The organism is Streptomyces sp. NPDC005566, assembly GCF_040605575.1.
GTDB lineage: Bacteria > Actinomycetota > Actinomycetes > Streptomycetales > Streptomycetaceae > Streptomyces.
In genome coordinates, this window is the sequence record NZ_JBEXDB010000006.1 from 35966 (window position 1) to 52174 (window position 16209).

General features: G+C 71.0%; 15 protein-coding genes. 5 read left to right on the top strand and 10 right to left on the bottom strand.

Annotated features, from left to right (window positions below; translation table 11 throughout):
- Positions 1 to 18: 18 nt before the first annotated feature.
- A complete protein-coding gene (locus ABZS61_RS11055; protein WP_356417882.1) occupies positions 19 to 324 on the top strand; it encodes a 4a-hydroxytetrahydrobiopterin dehydratase in 306 nt (101 codons plus the stop codon).
- Here the strand turns inward: ABZS61_RS11055 and ABZS61_RS11060 are convergent.
- Positions 257 to 1294, bottom strand: a complete 1038-nt coding sequence (locus tag ABZS61_RS11060; RefSeq protein ID WP_356417883.1) for a LysR family transcriptional regulator — start codon at positions 1292 to 1294, stop codon at positions 257 to 259. The genes ABZS61_RS11055 and ABZS61_RS11060 overlap by 68 nt on opposite strands.
- 90 nt (positions 1295 to 1384) lie before the next feature.
- Between ABZS61_RS11060 and ABZS61_RS11065 the strand changes: the two genes are divergently transcribed.
- Entirely contained in the window at positions 1385 to 2128 is a 744-nt protein-coding gene (locus ABZS61_RS11065; protein WP_356417884.1) for a class I SAM-dependent methyltransferase, read from the top strand.
- Between the two features lie 212 nt (positions 2129 to 2340).
- Entirely contained in the window at positions 2341 to 3267 is a 927-nt protein-coding gene (locus ABZS61_RS11070; RefSeq protein WP_356417885.1) for a class I SAM-dependent methyltransferase, read from the top strand.
- Positions 3268 to 3276: 9 nt separating this feature from the next.
- Here ABZS61_RS11070 and ABZS61_RS11075 read toward each other — a convergent pair whose 3' ends face one another.
- The 4 genes from ABZS61_RS11075 to ABZS61_RS11090 form a co-directional block, all read right to left on the bottom strand.
- Positions 3277 to 3750 carry an RICIN domain-containing protein gene (locus ABZS61_RS11075; RefSeq protein WP_356417886.1) on the bottom strand — a complete coding sequence of 158 codons (474 nt, stop codon included), beginning with the start codon at positions 3748 to 3750 and terminating at the stop codon, positions 3277 to 3279.
- 71 nt (positions 3751 to 3821) lie between these two features.
- On the bottom strand, positions 3822 to 4655 hold the full coding sequence (locus tag ABZS61_RS11080; RefSeq protein ID WP_356417887.1) for an aldo/keto reductase: 834 nt from the start codon (positions 4653 to 4655) through the stop codon (positions 3822 to 3824).
- Between the two features lie 206 nt (positions 4656 to 4861).
- Positions 4862 to 6661 carry a long-chain fatty acid--CoA ligase gene (locus ABZS61_RS11085; protein WP_356417888.1) on the bottom strand — a complete coding sequence of 600 codons (1800 nt, stop codon included), beginning with the start codon at positions 6659 to 6661 and terminating at the stop codon, positions 4862 to 4864.
- 228 nt (positions 6662 to 6889) lie between these two features.
- The gene (locus ABZS61_RS11090) at positions 6890 to 7783 is read right to left on the bottom strand and encodes a LysR substrate-binding domain-containing protein (RefSeq protein WP_356417889.1); all 894 of its coding nucleotides are present in this window, start codon (positions 7781 to 7783) and stop codon (positions 6890 to 6892) included.
- Between the two features lie 117 nt (positions 7784 to 7900).
- Between ABZS61_RS11090 and ABZS61_RS11095 the strand changes: the two genes are divergently transcribed.
- Positions 7901 to 8932, top strand: coding sequence for a bile acid:sodium symporter family protein (locus ABZS61_RS11095; RefSeq protein WP_356417890.1), 1032 nt, complete (start codon positions 7901 to 7903; stop codon positions 8930 to 8932).
- A gap of 30 nt (positions 8933 to 8962) precedes the next feature.
- The gene (locus ABZS61_RS11100) at positions 8963 to 9178 is read left to right on the top strand and encodes a DNA-binding protein (protein ID WP_356417891.1); all 216 of its coding nucleotides are present in this window, start codon (positions 8963 to 8965) and stop codon (positions 9176 to 9178) included.
- 134 nt (positions 9179 to 9312) lie between these two features.
- Here the strand turns inward: ABZS61_RS11100 and fdhD are convergent, their stop codons facing one another.
- Genes fdhD through ABZS61_RS11125 form a run of 5 tightly spaced genes read right to left on the bottom strand, consistent with a single transcriptional unit; the run spans position 9313 to position 15986 of the window.
- On the bottom strand, positions 9313 to 10161 hold the full coding sequence (gene fdhD, locus ABZS61_RS11105) for a formate dehydrogenase accessory sulfurtransferase FdhD (protein ID WP_356417892.1): 849 nt from the start codon (positions 10159 to 10161) through the stop codon (positions 9313 to 9315).
- 5 nt (positions 10162 to 10166) lie between these two features.
- Positions 10167 to 11027, bottom strand: a complete 861-nt coding sequence (locus ABZS61_RS11110; protein ID WP_356417893.1) for a 2Fe-2S iron-sulfur cluster-binding protein — start codon at positions 11025 to 11027, stop codon at positions 10167 to 10169.
- Positions 11024 to 12997 (bottom strand): NAD(P)H-dependent oxidoreductase subunit E, encoded by a 1974-nt coding sequence (locus tag ABZS61_RS11115; RefSeq protein ID WP_356417894.1) that lies wholly within the window; start codon positions 12995 to 12997, stop codon positions 11024 to 11026. Before ABZS61_RS11115 ends, ABZS61_RS11110 begins: the two co-directional genes overlap by 4 nt.
- Positions 12988 to 14943: a molybdopterin-dependent oxidoreductase gene (locus ABZS61_RS11120; protein WP_356417895.1), complete on the bottom strand. Its 1956-nt coding sequence runs from the start codon at positions 14941 to 14943 to the stop codon at positions 12988 to 12990. The genes ABZS61_RS11115 and ABZS61_RS11120 overlap by 10 nt, the downstream gene beginning before the upstream one ends.
- A complete protein-coding gene (locus ABZS61_RS11125) occupies positions 14940 to 15986 on the bottom strand; it encodes a 2-dehydropantoate 2-reductase (RefSeq protein ID WP_356418429.1) in 1047 nt (348 codons plus the stop codon). The genes ABZS61_RS11120 and ABZS61_RS11125 overlap by 4 nt, the downstream gene beginning before the upstream one ends.
- Between the last annotated feature and the right edge of the window lie 223 nt (positions 15987 to 16209).

Here is a 16209-nt window from a genome sequence, read left to right on the forward strand (position 1 = left end):
CCGGGTAGGAGCCGCCGCATGCCTGCTGAACCGCTGTCCCCGCACGATATCGAGGCCGGTCTGCGCGACCTGCCCGGCTGGGAACTGGAGGGGGACCGGATCACCCGTACCTACCGGCTGCCGTCCCACTTCGCCGCTGCCGGGCTGACCGTTCATGTCGCCCGGATCCAGGACGAGCTCAACCATCACTCGGACCTGACACTGGGCTACAACACCGTGCGGCTGTCCGTGAACTCGCACGACGCGGGCGGCGCGGTCACACAGAAGGACCTGACGCTGGCAGGCCGGGTCGAGGCGGTGGCTCCGGGCCACGGAGCGACGTAGCAGCCTCCCACGGCGTCGGGCCGAACCTGGGGTGGGCGGCCAGCCAGCGCGTGTAGCCGGCGCTCCGCTGCACCGCTTCCGCGTACGCCGAGCGGGTGTGCCCGCTCACCGCCCCGGCCGCCCCTTCCGCCGCGGGGGAGCGGGGATTCCGGCCCAGCAGATGGCGCCAGCTCAGTGGCGAACCCGCGAGGGGCCGGGTCACCAGTCCCTGCGTCGGCGGGAACGTGGCCCGGCACAGCCCGATGGCCCGCCCCACCTGCACCAGGTGGACGACGGACGTCGTGTCCGTCTCGTACACCGACACCGGAGTGAAGCCGGCCCGGGCGCAGGCGGTGGCGAAACAGTCCGCGAAGCAGCCGTCCCCCGGCACGTCGGCCCAGGATTCGCCTGCCAGCGCGGAGAGTTCGAGCTCCGTCCCGCCGGCCAGCGGATGATTCTCCGGCAGCATCACGAACACCGGGTCGATGCCGATGACCTGCCAGACGAGCCGGTCGGCCATGGGCGGCGGGCTCTCCCCGCAGACACCGATCAACGCGAAGTCGAGCCGTCCGTCGATCAGCAGCGACGCGATCTCGGCCACCGACCACGAGGTGTACGTCGTCACCGGCGCCGTCGGATGCGCGGCGGCCAGCCGGTCGACGAGGCCGCCCAGCAGCGGACCGTGCGTCCCGCCGAGCCGGAAGCGCTCCACGGTGGCCCAGGCGTTGGCGAAGCGCACCGCCTCCTCCTGGAGCTCGCTCACGGCAGGCAGCACCACCCGGGCTCGTGTCAGCACCAACTCGCCGAGCAGGGTGGGCCGGGCACCCGTGTGATCCCGGTCGAAGAGCGGGCCGCCGAGCGCCTTCTCGATCCGCCGCAGCTGCGCACTGAGCGCGGGCTGCGCGAGCCCCAGAACGGCAGCCGCCTTGGTGAGACTGCCTGTGTCGGCGATGGCCCGCACGGTGCGCAGATGACGTAACTCCAGCTCCATGAGCGCACGTTATGTCCGGCGCCACCCACCGGCAATACATCCGGCACCCATGGTGCGCCGCGGTCAGGACCGGCCTTCTAGACTTGCCCCGTGCTGGACTACAACGCCGAAGCCGCCGTCTACGACGCCACCCGGGGCGGGGTCCCCCGCGCCGACGCCGCAGCCCGCGCCGTACTCGGGCTGGTGCCCCCGTCCGCCCGCACGCTGGTGGACATCGGCTGCGGTACGGGACTGGTCGCGGAGAGGATCGCACTCGGCCGACCCGCACTGCGGGTGTTCGGCACCGATACGTCGTACGGCATGGTGCGGCTGGCCAGGCAGCGGATCGGAGCGGTCGCCCTCGCCGACGCGCGGAGGCTGCCGCTGGCCGGTGCGACGGCCGACGCCGTCTGCGCGGTCTGGCTGCTGCACCTGCTGCGTGGCGCCGGTGAGGTGCGGGCGGTGGTGGCCGAGGCAGCGCGGATACTTCGGCCCGGCGGAGTGTTCGTCACGACGGTCGACAAGGACGCGGGGCACCACGTGGGCAGCGACATCGACGCGCTGCTCGCCCCGTACAGCGCCCCGCAGCCGTCCGACTCCGCGGACCTGGTCACCGCGTACGCCGACGCCCACGGTCTGGAACGGGTGGGCGGGGCAGAGTTCGCCGGCCACGGGCAGGGCCGCACCCCCAGGCGTGCGGCACGCTCGCTGCTGCGGGGCGACTACGCCGCACACCTGTCGCTGCCGGGGACGGCGGCGGAACGGCTCTCGGCGGAACTCACCGCGCTGCCCGACCCCGACCGGCAGCGTCCGGACCCGGCCTACCGGCTGCTCGCCTTCAGCAGACGGGGCTGAGCCGGCCGGCCCCCGCCCGCGCCGCCCCCGGCAGGCCTGGTTCGCCTCGGCGCGCTCAAGGTCGGCTGCAGCGGTTCCTTCGCGTTCCATGCCGGCTTCGAGCGCGTGCGGGCTGCCTCGGCCGGCCCTTCAGTAGTACCGCAACGGGAAACAGGCTTGCTGAAACGGCAAGGAAACTGGCCCTGGTGTCCCTTCAGGGAGAAGGTGAGCCCATGAGCAAGCACACCGCGCACGGCCACGGTCACTCCCATGCCCATGCCCATGCCCACGCCCACCGCACCGAAGACCTCGACTGGGACACCGTGGGACCGAGCCTCGAGGAGGAAGCCGAACTCAGCAGGCCGCAGTACGAGGCAGCCGCCCGCTGGATCGCGGAACTCCCCGAGGCTCAGGACGTGCGCAGAGTCCTCGACATCGGCAGCGGCCCCGGCGTGATCAGCTGTCTGCTCGCCGAGGTGTTCCCCGAGGCAGAGATCGTCGCCGTCGACGGCACTCCCGCCCTCCTGGAGCGCACCCGGGCCCGCGCGGAGCGGCACGGCTTCGGTGAGCGGGTGCGTACCGTGCACGCCGAGCTCCCGCAGGACCTGGGGAAGCTGGACGTGGCCGATCTGATCTGGGCGGGCAACTCCCTGCACCACATCGGCGACCAGCGCGGCCTCCTCGCGGGCCTCGCAGGGCTGCTCCGTCCCGGGGGCACCGTAGCCCTGCTCGAAGGAGGACTGGCCGCCCGTCAGCTTCCGCGTGACATCGGCATCGGCAGGCCGGGACTGGAGGCCAGGCTCGACGCGCTCCACGCCGACCGGTTCGAGGACATGCGGGCGGGACTGCCGGACACCACACGGGAGGTCGAGGACTGGAGCGCGCTCCTTGCCGCCGTCGGCCTGGCACCGCTGGGCACCCGCAGCTTCCTGCTCGATCTGCCCGCCCCGCTCACCGGCGCCGCGCGCGACCGTACCGTCACCGAATTCGCCCGCAGGCGCGAGGCGTTCGCCGACCGGCTCACGTCCGAGGACGCCGCGACGCTCGACCGGCTGCTGGAACCCGGTGACCCCGAGGGGCTGCGGCTGCGCCCGGACCTCTTCCTGCTCTCCGCGCGCACCGTGCACCTGGCCCGGCGGGAGCCCCGCACGGCTGACTGACGTCCCGGCTCAGGACTCCGGTACCGGTTCCAGCCGCCACCACTGGCCGGGGGAGTCGGTGTCCTCCCACTGCTGGACGTTGGCCCCGTCGTCGGTGGCCCCGTCGGCGACCTCCAGGACGCGGCCGCTGACGAAACTGACCAGCGTCACGGTGCCGGGAGCCTCCAGATGCTGTTCGATGAGCCATTCCTGCGCACCGAAGTTGTTCGCCTTCCACTGCTGGACGTTCGCGCCGTTCTCCGTGGAGGCGCCCGCGACGTCCAGCCGCTTGCCGCTGTGCGCGTTGACCAGGTGGTACAGGGCGGCGCCCTCGTGCACGGGGTCGAGCCGCCAGTGCTGGGCCGCGGTTCCGTTCTCCTTGCCCTGCTGGACGTTCGCGCCGCTGCCCGTGGCCCCGCCGTACACCTCGAGCAGCAGTCCGCTGCCCACGTTCCGCAGGCGGTACACGCCCGCCTCGACGACGGGCGCGGTCTCCCCGCTCATGGTCCGTTCCCTTTCGGTGTGCTCGGGTACGGCGCCCCGCCGCGGGGGCGGGGCGCCGTCCATCTGTCTTCTCAGGCGCCCACGGCGAATTCGGCCGGGTCGGGGCCGATGCGCTTGCCCTCGTCCAGTGCGGCGAACGCGGCGAGGTCGTCCGCGTCCAGCTCGAAGCCGAACACGTCGAGGTTCTCCACGATTCGCGACGGCGTCACGGACTTCGGGATCGCCACGTGACCGGTCTGCAGATGCCAGCGGAGCACCGCCTGGGCGGGGGTCCGGCCGTGCTTCCGGGCGATCGCGACGACCGTCGGGACGTCCAGGCCCTTGCCCTGCCCCAGCGGGGACCAGGCTTCCGTGACGATGCCGTGCCGCGCGTGGAAGGCGCGGGCCTCGGCCTGCTGGAGCTGGGGGTGCAGCTCGATCTGGTTGACCGCCGGGACGATGGAGGTCTCGTCGATCAGGCGCTCCAGATGCGCGGGGAGGAAGTTCGACACGCCGATGGCCCTGGCGCGGCCGTCGGCATGGATCTTCTCGAGGGCCTTGTACGTGTCGACGTAGGCGTCCTTGGCCGGCAGCGGCCAGTGGATCAGGTACAGGTCGACGTGATCCAGACCCAGCTTGTCCAGCGAGGCGTCGAAGGCCCGCAGCGTCGAGTCGTAGCCCTGGTCGCCGTTCCACAGCTTGGTGGTGACGAACAGCTCGTCACGCGCCACACCGGAGGCGGCGATGGCCTTGCCGGTGCCCTCCTCGTTGCCGTAGATCGCGGCGGTGTCGATGCTCCGGTACCCGGACTCGATGGCCGTGGCGACGGCCGTCGTGGCCTCGTCGTCCGGCACCTGCCAGACTCCGTAGCCGAGCTGCGGCATCTCGAGACCGTTGTTGAGGGTGATGGAGGGGACCTGGCTCACGAGCGGTCGATCCTTACGTTGTCGGTTGGTACTCCCGTTGAGAAACGATCAACGAAGCCTATGCATTCCCGTCGGCGGAGAAGCAGCGAACGGGAGAACCGGCGAACGGGAGAACCGGGCACGCAGGAACGGCAGCGCCACGCGGCGCGGCGACCGGCGGCGCCACCCGCAGTCGTTCCGGAGGCGGCGAGCGTCGAGCCCGATGCTCAGTGGTAGAGAGCGTCGACCTCGGACGCGTACGCCGTCTCGATCGCCTTGCGCTTCAGCTTGAGCGACGGTGTCAGCAGGCCGTGCTCCTCCGTGAACGGGTGCGCCAGGATACGGAACGTGCGGATGGACTCCGCCTGCGACACCGCCGTGTTCGCGGCCACGACGGCGCGCCGGACCTCCATCTCCAGATCCGGGTCCCGCACCAGGTCCGCCGCGGGCATCGGCGCACGGCCCTGCATGGTGAGCCAGTGGTCCACCGACTCCTGGTCCACGGTCACCAGCGCGGCGATGTAGGGCCGGTCGTTGCCGACGGCGATGCACTGCGCCACCAGTGGATGCGAGCGCACCCGCTCCTCCAGGCCGGCCGGGGCGACGCTCTTGCCGCCCGAGGTCACCAGGATCTCCTTCTTGCGCCCGGTGATCGTCAGATAGCCCTCCTCGTCGAGTGAGCCGAGGTCCCCCGTCGCCAGCCACCCGTCGTGCAGCACGGCGTCGGTCGACTTGGGGTCGCCCAGGTATCCGCCGAAGACATTCGCGCCGTGGACCCAGATCTCGCCGTCCTGGGCGATGTGCACGGTGGACCCGGGGATCGGCTGCCCGACGGTGCCGTACCGGGTGCGCTCGGGCGGATTGGCCGTCGCCGCGGCGGTCGACTCGGTGAGTCCGTAGCCCTCGTAGACGGTGACGCCCGCGCCCGCGAAGAACAGTCCGAGCTGACGGTCCATGCCGGAGCCGCCCGACATCGCGTGCCGCACCCGGCCGCCCATCGCGTCGCGGACCTTCTTGTAGACGACCTTGTCGAAGAACTGGTGCTGCATCCGGAGCCCGGCGGAGGGGCCGGGGCCCGTCCCGAAGGCCCGCTCCTCCATCGCCTCCGCGTACTTCACGGCGATCTCCACGGATTTGTCGAAGGGCCCGATCCGGCCCTCCGCCTCCGCCTTGCGGCGCGCGCCGTTGAAGACCTTCTCGAAAATGTACGGCACCGCCAGGATGAAGGTGGGCCGGAACGACACCAGGTCCGGCATCAAAGCCTTCGCCGACAGCTCCGGCTGATGGCCCAGCTTCACCCGGCCGCGCAGCGCCGCGATCTCCACCATGCGGCCGAAGACATGGGCGAGCGGCAGGAAGAGCAGCGTCGCCGCCTCGTCGCCGGGCTTGGAGTGGAACACCGGATGCCAGCGGCTGACCATGGTGTCGGCCTCGAACATGAAGTTGGCGTGTGTGATCACACAGCCCTTGGGGCGTCCCGTCGTTCCGGAGGTGTAGATCACGGTGGCCACGGAGTCGGGCGTCACCGCGCGCCGGTGTCTGTGCACCGTCTCGTCGTCGATCTGGACCCCCGCGTCCACGAGCTCGGTCACCGCGTCGGCGTCCAGCTGCCAGAGCCGCTTCAGGTTCGGCAGCCGGTCGATCACCGAACCGATCGTCATCGCGTGGTCCTCGTGCTCGACCATGACGGCCGCGACCTCGGCGTCGTGGAGCATCCACAGGACCTGCTCGGCCGACGACGTCGGGTAGATCGGCACGGACTGGGCGCCCACCGTCCAGAGCGCGAAGTCGAAGAGCGTCCACTCGTAGCGCGTACGGGACATCAGGGCGACGCGGTCACCGAAGCGCACGCCGTGTGCGATCAGGCCCTTGGCCAGCGCAAGTACCTCGTCGCGGAAGACAGCGGCGGAGACGTCGTGCCATTGGCCGGCCGCGTCCTTGCGACCGAGGGCGATCCGGTGGGGATCGTCCTCGGCATGGTCGAAGACGGTATCGGCAAGACCGCCGACTTGAGGGGCGGCTGCCATGGGTGGGACAGTGAACTCGCGCAATGACCTGCTCCTTGTGGCGCTCCGCACGGCGCCGCGACGCTACCCCACCGAGCGTGGAAGCGGGAGGGTCCGAAGTCTCCGGATAACGTGGCATCTGCACAGGTCAGCCACTGAAATCGGGCCAGATGGGCCAGGCTCGGGCGCACTTCTGACCGCCGGGTAAGTAGCTCGCACGGGAATCTCCACGGAATCTGTACGCGGTGATTACGCGCGCTCCGGGTGGGCGGGCAGGTCCGTCACCCGGTGAAGGCGGTCGCCGCCGGCGAGGATCGCCGCCGCCAGGGCGTCGGCCGCCTCCTGAGCGGCGTCCCTGCGCCTCCCGTGCAGCAGGACGAAGTCCACGTCGCCGAGCTCCGGGAGCCCCGCTCTGGCCGGCACCGGAGCCAGCCCCGGCGGAATCAGCCCACGCGTGTGCGCCATCACCCCCAGGCCCGCCCGGGCGGCGGCGATCAGGCCGCTCAGGCTCGCGCTCGTGCAGGCGAACCGCCAGGACCTGCCGTGCTCCTCCAAAACCTCCAGCGCGCGCGCCCTGGTGATGCCGGGAGGCGGGAAGGCGATCAACGGGAGCGGCCGGTCCGGGTCGATCCTCAGCTGTGGCGCGCCGATCCAGGCCAGCGCGTCCTTCCAGACCACCTCGCCGTGCGTGTCCCCGGTGCGCCGCTTGGCGAGTACGAGGTCGAGCCGGCCCGCCTCGAGCTGCTGGTGCAGCGTCCCGGACAGCTCCACGGTCAGTTCCAGCTCCACCTCGGGGTGCTCGCGCCGGAAGGACTCCAGGATCTCCGGAAGCCGCGTCAGGACGAAGTCCTCGGAGGCCCCGAAGCGCAGCCGTCCGCGCAGCCGAGTGCCGGTGAAGAACGCCGCAGCCCGCTCATGGGCCTGCAGGATCGTCCGGGCGAAGCCCAGCATCGCCTCGCCGTCCTCGGTGAGATCGACCCGGTGGGTGTCCCGGGTGAACAGCTGCCGGCCGGCCTCGGCCTCCAGTCGTCGTACGTGCTGGCTGACCGTGGACTGCCTGATGCCGAGTCTGCGCGCCGCCTGGGTGAAGCTCAGGGTCTGCGCGACGGCCAGGAACGTGCGGAGCTGGACGGGGTCGTACATGAGTACAGGCTATCGCGAACCGTGATGACAGTCAGAGCGGTATGCCGGATTCCCGATCACGGTGATCAAGAGCAGGATGGGGAGGGCACGACTACGCCGAGAGAGCACGTGGAGCACATGAGCAGCCGCACCAGCCGCCGTATCCCGACGCTGCCGTCCTGGCTGCCGGTGGACCCGTACATCCTGGCGCTGATCGGCACGGTGGCCCTCGCGGCCCTGCTGCCCGCTTCGGGAGCGGCCGCCGACGTGGCCTCGGGGGCGTCGACCGGGGCGGTCGCCCTTCTCTTCTTCCTCTACGGAGCACGTCTCTCGACCGCCGAGGCGCTCGACGGACTGAAGCACTGGCGGCTCCACCTCACGGTCCTGGCCTGCACTTTCGTCGCGTTCCCGCTGCTGGGACTCGCGAGCCACGGCCTCGTGCCCCACGTGCTGACCCCACAGCTGCAGGACGGCTTCCTGTTCCTGTGCCTGGTCCCTTCGACCATCCAGTCGTCGATCGCCTTCACGTCGATGGCCCGCGGCAACGTGCCGGCCGCGATCTGCGCGGGCTCGTTCTCCAGCCTCGCCGGCATCCTGCTCACCCCGCTGCTCGCCGCACTGCTGCTCGGAGGCGGCACGGGGGGCTTCTCGGCGGACTCCCTGGTGAAGATCGTCCTCCAGCTCCTGGTGCCCTTCCTGGCCGGACAGCTGCTGCGCCGCTGGGTCGGCGGTTTCGTCGCCCGCCACAAGAAGGTGCTGGGCTACGTCGACCGCGGATCGATCCTGCTCGTCGTCTACACGGCGTTCAGCGAGGGCATGGTCGGCGGAATCTGGCACCAGGTCACCCCGGCCAGGCTCGGTGCGCTCATGGCCGCGGAAGCGGTCCTGCTGGCGCTGATGCTCTCGCTGACCTGGTACGGGGCGAAGCGGCTCGGTTTCGGTCGGGCGGACCGGATCGCGATCCAGTTCGCCGGGTCGAAGAAGAGCCTGGCCGCCGGGCTGCCGATGGCGAGCGTGCTGTTCGGCGCGCACGCGAGCCTTGCCGTGCTGCCGCTGATGCTCTTCCACCAGATGCAGCTGATGGTCTGCGCGGTGATCGCCAAACGTCGCTCGCGCGACCCGCTTCCGGAGTCCGGTGAGATGTCACAGGTGCCCGTTACGGTGGGCTGAGAAGCTGCCCCGCGCCGGAAGGACGACACCGTGACGAGCGACGACACGACACCGCCGGACGACTTCCCGCACGGCGTCGGCAATCCGGCCCGCCGCGCCCTGCACGCGGCGGGCTACACCGCGCTGGACCAGCTCCCGGCCGTCAGTGAGGCGGAGCTGAAGCGGCTGCACGGTATGGGACCGAAAGCCGTGGGAGTGCTGCGGGCGGCGCTGGAGGCGAAGGGTCTCTCGTTCGCCGCGGAGTGAGCGCGGAGTAGAGCCCGAGGGCACCGAGCCGGTGGGGAACCCGGGCACGGACGGCCGTGGCACGGAGGGCCCGGCCGGCGCAGGGGGCGCTCCCCGCCGGCCGGACCCCTGACCCGTGCAGCGGGCGGGGAACCTCAGCCCTGGTTCACCGCGGCCTCCAGGGCGATGCGGTGCTCACCCGCGTACACGTTCATGGACGGACCCCGGAGGAAGCCCACGAGGGTCAGTCCGCTCTCGGCCGCCAGATCCACGGCCAGCGAGGACGGCGCCGACACCGCCGCGAGCATCGGGATCCCCGCCATCACGGCTTTCTGCACCAGTTCGAACGAGGCGCGCCCCGACACGAGCAGGATCGTCTGCGAAAGGGGCAGCCGATGGTCCGTCAGAGCCCGACCGACCAGCTTGTCGACCGCGTTGTGGCGGCCGACGTCCTCCCGGATGTCGAGCAGCTCGCCCTCCGGTGAGAACAGGGCCGCAGCGTGCAGACCCCCGGTCCGGTCGAAGACCCGCTGCGCCTCGCGCAACCGGTCGGGGAGGGCGGAGAGCAGCGCGGGTTCCACCCGGACCGGGGGAGTGTCGGCGATGGGATGACGGGTCGTGGTGCGGACGGCGTCCAGGCTCGCCTTGCCGCAGAGCCCGCAGGACGACGTCGTGTAGACGTTGCGCTCCAGCGTGATGTCGGGGACCACGACACCCGGCGCGAGCTTCACGTCGACCACGTTGTACGTGTTCACGCCGTCCGCCGTCGCGCCGGCGCAGTACACGATCGACTGCACCTCGGAGCCCTCACCGAGCACGCCCTCGCTCACCAGGAAGCCGGCCGCGAGCGCGAAGTCGTCGCCCGGGGTGCGCATCGTGATGGCGAGCGGTTTGCCGTTCAGCCGGATCTCCAAGGGCTCCTCGGCGACGAGGGTGTCGGGGCGCGTGGTGACTGCCCCGCCCCGGATGCGGATGGTGCGGCGACGCTCGGTAACCCGTCCCATGGCCGTTAAACCCGATTCTGTACGTGTTGGTAGCCGAAGCGGCCTTTGATGCAGAGGTTGCCGTGGGTCACCGGGTTGTCGTGCGGTGAGGTGACCTTGACGATTTCATTGTCCTGCACATGGAGCGTGACGTTGCAGCCGACGCCGCAGTACGCGCACACGGTCGTGGTCTGCGTCTGCGCGGGCTCGTCCCACGTGCCCGCCGCCCGCATGTCGAACTCGGAGCTGAAGGAGAGCGCCCCGGTGGGGCACACCTCGATGCAGTTGCCGCAGAAGACGCAGGCCGAATCGGTGAGTGGAGCGTCGTGCTCGGTGGAGATGCGGGCGTCGAAGCCGCGCCCGGCGACGGCGATCGCGAAGGTGTTCTGCCACTGCTCCCCGCAGGCGTCGACGCACTTGTAGCAGAGGATGCACTTGTCGTAGTCGCGGACGTAGAGGTCGTTGTCGATCTTCGGCTGTTCGTTGACCCGGGCGGCGTCCGTGCCGAAGCGGCCGGGTTCCGCGTCGTACTCCTTGATCCATTCGGCGGCCCGCGGGGTCGTCGACAGATCGGTCGAGGAGGCCAGCAGTTCCAGGACCACCTTCCGGCTGTGCCGGGCCCGCTCGGTGTCCGTGCGGACCGTCATGCCCGGCTCGGCGAGCCGGGAGCAGGCCGGGGCGAGCGTCCGGGCGCCCTCCACCTCGACGACGCACACCCGGCAGGCGTTCTTCGGGGTGAGCGTGTCGCCCTGGCACAGGGTCGGTACGTCCTTGCCCGCCGACCGGCAGGCGTCCAGGATCGTGGAACCCTCGGGGACCCGGGTCTCCGAGCCGTCGAGCGTGAACGAGACGAGACGGCGCGGCGGCTGAAGCGGCACAGCGGTCACTTGTAGACCCCCAGACGGTCGATGGCGGACTCCACGGCGTTCCACGCGGTCTGGCCCAGACCGCAGATCGAGGCATCCCGCATGGTCTGCCCCACCTCTCTCATGAGCGCGACGTCGGCGGCGGCCCCGGCTCCCGTACGGTCCACGATCCGGTGCAGGGCCTCCTCCTGGCGGACCGTGCCCACCCGGCAGGGCACGCACTGGCCGCAGGACTCGTCGCGGAAGAACTCCGCGATACGCAGAAGGATGCGGGGGAGCTCCACCGAGTCGTCCAGGACCAGGACCACGCCCGAACCGAGCGTCGTCCCGGCCGCGCGTGTGCCTTCGAAGGTGAGCGGGATGTCCACCTCGTCGGGGCGTACGAAGCCGCCTGCGGCGCCGCCGAGGAGGACCGCCCGCATGTCCTCCGGGGGCCCCGCGAGGGCGAGCAGCTCGCGCAGGTTCGCGCCGAAGGGCAGTTCGTAGATGCCGGGGCGGGCCACCTGTCCCGACACGCAGAACAGCTTGGTTCCGGTGGACGTCCCGGTGCCCGTCGCGGCGTAGGCGGCGGCACCGTGCTCCAGGATCGGCAGCACGTTCACCAGCGTCTCGACGTTGTTGACCGCGGTCGGCTTGCCGAAGAGACCCTTCTCCACCGGGAACGGGGGCTTGGAGCGCGGCTCACCGCGCTGCCCCTCGATCGAGTTGAAGATCGCGGTCTCCTCGCCGCAGATGTAGGCACCGGCGCCCCGCCGGATCTCGATGTCGAAGGCGTACCCCTGTCCGAGGACGTCGGGGCCGAGCAGCCCGCGGGTGCGGGCACTCGTCAGGGCGTGGCTCAGACGCTCGTACGCGCGGGGGTACTCGCCGCGGAGGTAGATGTAGCCGTGTGCTGCGCCGATCGCGTACCCGGCGATCGTCATCGACTCGATCAGTGCGTACGGATCACCCTCCATCAGCACCCGGTCCTTGAAGGTGCCCGGCTCACTCTCGTCGGCGTTGCAGACCAGGTAGTGCGGGCCGTCGGCCTGCTGGGCGGTGGCCTGCCACTTGCGGCCCGTGGGGAACGCGGCGCCGCCCCGGCCGACCAGGCCGGCGTCGAGCACCTCACGGATCACGCCCGCTGGGCCGAGCGCGAAGGCACGTCGCAGGGCGGTGTAGCCGCCGGTGGAGCGGTAGTCGTCCAGGGAGGCCGGGTCGACCGAGCCGATGCGCCTGAGCAGGACGAGACCGGGGTCGCCGGCCTGGGGAACCGCTGTTCCGGCCGGTGGTTCGACGGGGGCGGCCTCGGGGGCGCGGGTGGCTGTGACGACGGCGGCTGCGGTGGCGGGCGCGAGCACGGCGGAACACCGGAAGGCGCCTGCGACGGGTTCGTCCGCCGCCGGAGGTGCGCCTGCGACGGGTTCGTCCGCCGCCGGAGGTGCGCCTGCGACGGGTTCGTCCGCCGCCGGAGGTGCGCCCGCGACGGACTCTTCCCCTGCCGGAGGTGCGCCCGCCTGCAGCAGGAGTGCCGCGGGGGCCCGTTCGCACAGGCCCAGGCAGGGGCTCTCCTGCCAGACCGCGCCCTCGGCCGGGGTACCGGCGGGACCGAGACGCTCCGTCAGATCCGCGCACAGGGCCCCCGAGCCGCGGGCCGCGCAGGCCAGGTCCGTACAGACGTGGAGGACCTTCGCCGGGCGGGGCACCACCGAGAACATCGCGTAGAACGTCGCGACGCCGTACGCCTCCGCCGGGGCCACCGTCAGCCGTCGGCAGATGTAGTTCAGCGCGCCCTCGCTGATCCAGCCCACCCGGTCGTTCACCGCGTGCAGGGCCGGCAGCAGCTGGTCGCGGCGGTCCCTGGCCGCTGCCGCTCCGCCCCTCGCCCAGCGCAGGTCCGCGTCGGTCCGCTCCGCCGCCCCCTCCCAACCGGAGGGCGGCAGCCCCAACAGGGAGTCCACCGCTGCCCGTTCGCGGTCGGATGGGGCGGCGTCGGTGTACCTCAGGTCCATGCGGTCACCAGCTTCTCTATCCGTACGGCGGAGGCCTTGAACTCGGCGGTGCCGGCGATCGGGCAGTTCGCCTCGATGGTCAGCTGGTTGGTGTCCACCTCGTCCGGGAAGTGCATCGTCATGAAGGCCAGACCGGGCCGCAGCCCGGTATCGACCCACACGGGGGCGGTGACGCTGCCTCGCCGGGACGAGACGCGCACCTCCTCGCCCACCGCTACGCCGTAGGCCTCGGCGTCCTCCGGGCAGAGTTCGATGTACTCGCCCCGGCGCAGCGGCGAGGCGTAACTCCCGCTCTGAACACCGGTGTTGTACGAATCCAGCCGCCGCCCGGTAGTCAGGCGCAGTGGATAGGACTCGTCGGTGAGGTCGACCGGCGGGTCGTGCTGCACCAGGCCGAACGGGGCGGCCGCGCCACGCCGGACCGGGTCGGTCTCCCAGAGCCGGGCGTGCAGGAAGCTCGACGGGAGCCTGTCCGTGTCGGGGCAGGGCCACTGCAGCCCCTGATGCTCGGCGAGGCGCTCGTACGTCATCCCGAAGTGGTCGGGGGAGAGCGAGCGCAGCTCGTCCCAGACGGCCTGGGAGTCCTCGAACTTCCAGTCATGGCCGAGGTGTCCGGCCATGGCACAGATGATGTCGACGTCCTCGCGCGCCTCGCCGGGCGGTACGAGGGCCGCCCGTACCCGCTGCACCCGCCGCTCGCTGTTGGTCGTCGTCCCGTCGGTCTCGGCCCAGCCGGCCGTGGCGGGCAGGACGACGTCGGCCATCTCGGCGGTCTTCGTCAGGAAGATGTCCTGCACCACCAGATGGTCGAGGGAGGCGAGCCGGCGGACGGCCTGGTCGCTGTCGGCCTCGGACTGGGCGGGGTTCTCCCCGATGCAGTACACGGCTCGCAGTTCGCCGGTCTCCATCGCCTCGAACATCTCGGTCAGTGTCTTGCCGTACCGGGGCTGGATGACGGCGTCCCAGGACCTTTCGAACTTCTGCCGGGACCGCGGGTCGAGGATGTCCTGGAAGCCGGGCAGCTTGTTGGGGATGGCGCCCATGTCGCCACCGCCCTGCACGTTGTTCTGTCCACGCAGGGGCTGGACCCCGGAGCCGTACCGTCCGACGTGGCCGGTGAGCAGGGAGAGATTGATCAGGGCGCGGACGTTGTCGGTGCCGTTGTGGTGCTCCGTGATGCCCAGGGTCCAGCACAGCTGGGCCCGTTCGGCCGTGGCGTAGGCGTGGGCGAGGTCCCTGATCGCCTGGGCGGGGACCCCGGTCACCTTCTCGGCGGCGGTCAGGGTCCACGGCTCGACGAGCGCCACGTAGTCCGCGTAGCCCGTGGTCGCCCGGTCCACGAAGGCGTGGTTGACGAGTCCGGCGTGGATGATCTCGCGGCCGATGGCGTGGGCGAGCGGGATGTCTGTCCCGACGTTGAGCCCGAGCCAGCTCTCCGCCCACTCGGCGGTCGAGGTGCGGCGCGGGTCGACCGCGTGCATCCGGGCCCCGTTGCGGATGCCCTTCAGGACGTGCTGGAAGAAGATCGGGTGGGCGAAGCGGGCGTTGGAGCCCCACATCACGATGAGGTCGGTGTGCTCCACCTCCTCGTAACTGGAGGTCCCGCCGCCCGATCCGAAGGCGGCCGACAGCCCGGCGACGCTGGGGGCGTGGCAGGTGCGGTTGCAGCTGTCGACGTTGTTGGTGCCCATCACGACGCGGGTGAACTTCTGCGCCACGTAGTTCATCTCGTTGGTGGCGCGGGCGCAGGACAGCATGGCGAAGGCATCGGGGCCGTACGCGTCGCGGGTCTGCCGGAATCCGGCAGCCGCCCGTGCCAGCGCCTCGTCCCAGCTCGCGCGCCGCAGTGCTCCGTCGGTGCCGCGGACCAGGGGGTGGGTGAGGCGCTCGTAGGTCGTCGGCTGCCGGCCCTTGCGGTTCCGGGGGCCTGTGCGGTCGCTGTTCATGGCGCGCTCCCTGCTGGGGCCGAGGAGGAGGTGGTGGCGAGGAGATCGGCGAGCGCGTGCACGGCGCGCAGCGTCGGTACGGGCGTGCCGGCCAGCGAGGCCAGCTCGACGACGGCCGCGAGCAGCACGTCGAGTTCGAGGGGCTTGCCCTTCTCCAGGTCCTGGAGGGTGGATGTCTTGTGGTCGCCGACGCGCTCGGCGCCCGCGATGCGCCGCTCCACGGAGATCTCGGGCCGGCAGCCGACGGCCGCCGCCACGGCGAGGGTCTCGCGCATCATCGACTCCACGAGTGCGCGGGTGTCGGGATGGCGGCAGATCTGGCCCATGGTCGCCCGGGACAGCGCGCTGATCGGGTTGAAGGAGATGTTGCCGAGCAGTTTGATCCAGATGTCGTTGCGCAGATCCGGTTCGACGGGGCACTTGAGTCCGCCCGCGACCATGGCCTCACTGAAGTCCAGGCACCGCCTGGACACCGACCGGTCCGGCTCCCCGATGGAGAACCGGGTGCCTTCGAGGTGGCGTACGACTCCGGGCGCCTCGATCTCCGTGGCCGCGTAGACGACACATCCGATGGCGCGCTCGGGCGGCAGCGTGGCGCTCACCGAGCCGGCCGGGTCGACACTGTCCAGCCGGCGGCCGGTGTAGGGCCCGGCCAGGCCGTGGAAGTACCACCAGGGGATGCCGTTCTGCGCGGCGATCACGGCGGTGCGTGCGTGCATCAGCGGATGGACCAACGGGCCCGACACCGCGTACGAGTTGGCCTTGAGGCCGAGGAACACATAGTCGACGGGCCCGACGTCCGACGGGTCGTCGGTGGCGGCGGGCCGTGCGGTGAAGTCACCGCGCGGGCTGATCACGCGCACGCCGTCACGGCGCATGGCCGCCAGATGCGGGCCCCGGGCGATGAGATGGACCTCGGCGCCTGCGCGGTGGAGCGCGGCCCCGACATAGGCGCCGATGGCGCCGGCACCGACAACTGCGACTTTCACGGGGCTCTCCGTTCGGTGAGAGGACCGAGCGAGGGTGTCAAGTCGACAGAATATTGTCTACAGTATGCCGTTGAGAGGGGTCAATACTTCTGACAGCAGGTGACTTCTCCGCCGGGGTTACGGTGGGTGCACGGCGGTGGGTGCATAAGTTCCCCGGGAGCTGTTCGAGACGCTCCAAGCTCCGGCCCATATATCTGTGGGGTTACGTGCCCTTGTACCGATCGGTAGCAACCAAGACTGGATAGTTCCTGCCATACGTAGCGAGGGGAACCCGTAC

Excerpts from the sequence above, each read along its gene's own strand:
- ABZS61_RS11055 (WP_356417882.1), top strand. The coding sequence starts at position 19 with ATGCCTGCTGAACCGCTGTCCCCGCACGATATCGAGGCCGGTCTGCGC.
- ABZS61_RS11060 (WP_356417883.1), bottom strand. The coding sequence starts at position 1,294 with ATGGAGCTGGAGTTACGTCATCTGCGCACCGTGCGGGCCATCGCCGAC.
- ABZS61_RS11070 (WP_356417885.1), top strand. The coding sequence starts at position 2,341 with ATGAGCAAGCACACCGCGCACGGCCACGGTCACTCCCATGCCCATGCC.
- ABZS61_RS11075 (WP_356417886.1), bottom strand. The coding sequence starts at position 3,750 with ATGAGCGGGGAGACCGCGCCCGTCGTCGAGGCGGGCGTGTACCGCCTG.
- ABZS61_RS11085 (WP_356417888.1), bottom strand. The coding sequence starts at position 6,661 with ATGGCAGCCGCCCCTCAAGTCGGCGGTCTTGCCGATACCGTCTTCGAC.
- ABZS61_RS11090 (WP_356417889.1), bottom strand. The coding sequence starts at position 7,783 with ATGTACGACCCCGTCCAGCTCCGCACGTTCCTGGCCGTCGCGCAGACC.
- ABZS61_RS11095 (WP_356417890.1), top strand. The coding sequence starts at position 7,901 with ATGAGCAGCCGCACCAGCCGCCGTATCCCGACGCTGCCGTCCTGGCTG.
- fdhD (WP_356417892.1), bottom strand. The coding sequence starts at position 10,161 with ATGGGACGGGTTACCGAGCGTCGCCGCACCATCCGCATCCGGGGCGGG.
- ABZS61_RS11115 (WP_356417894.1), bottom strand. The coding sequence starts at position 12,997 with ATGGACCTGAGGTACACCGACGCCGCCCCATCCGACCGCGAACGGGCA.
- ABZS61_RS11120 (WP_356417895.1), bottom strand. The coding sequence starts at position 14,943 with ATGAACAGCGACCGCACAGGCCCCCGGAACCGCAAGGGCCGGCAGCCG.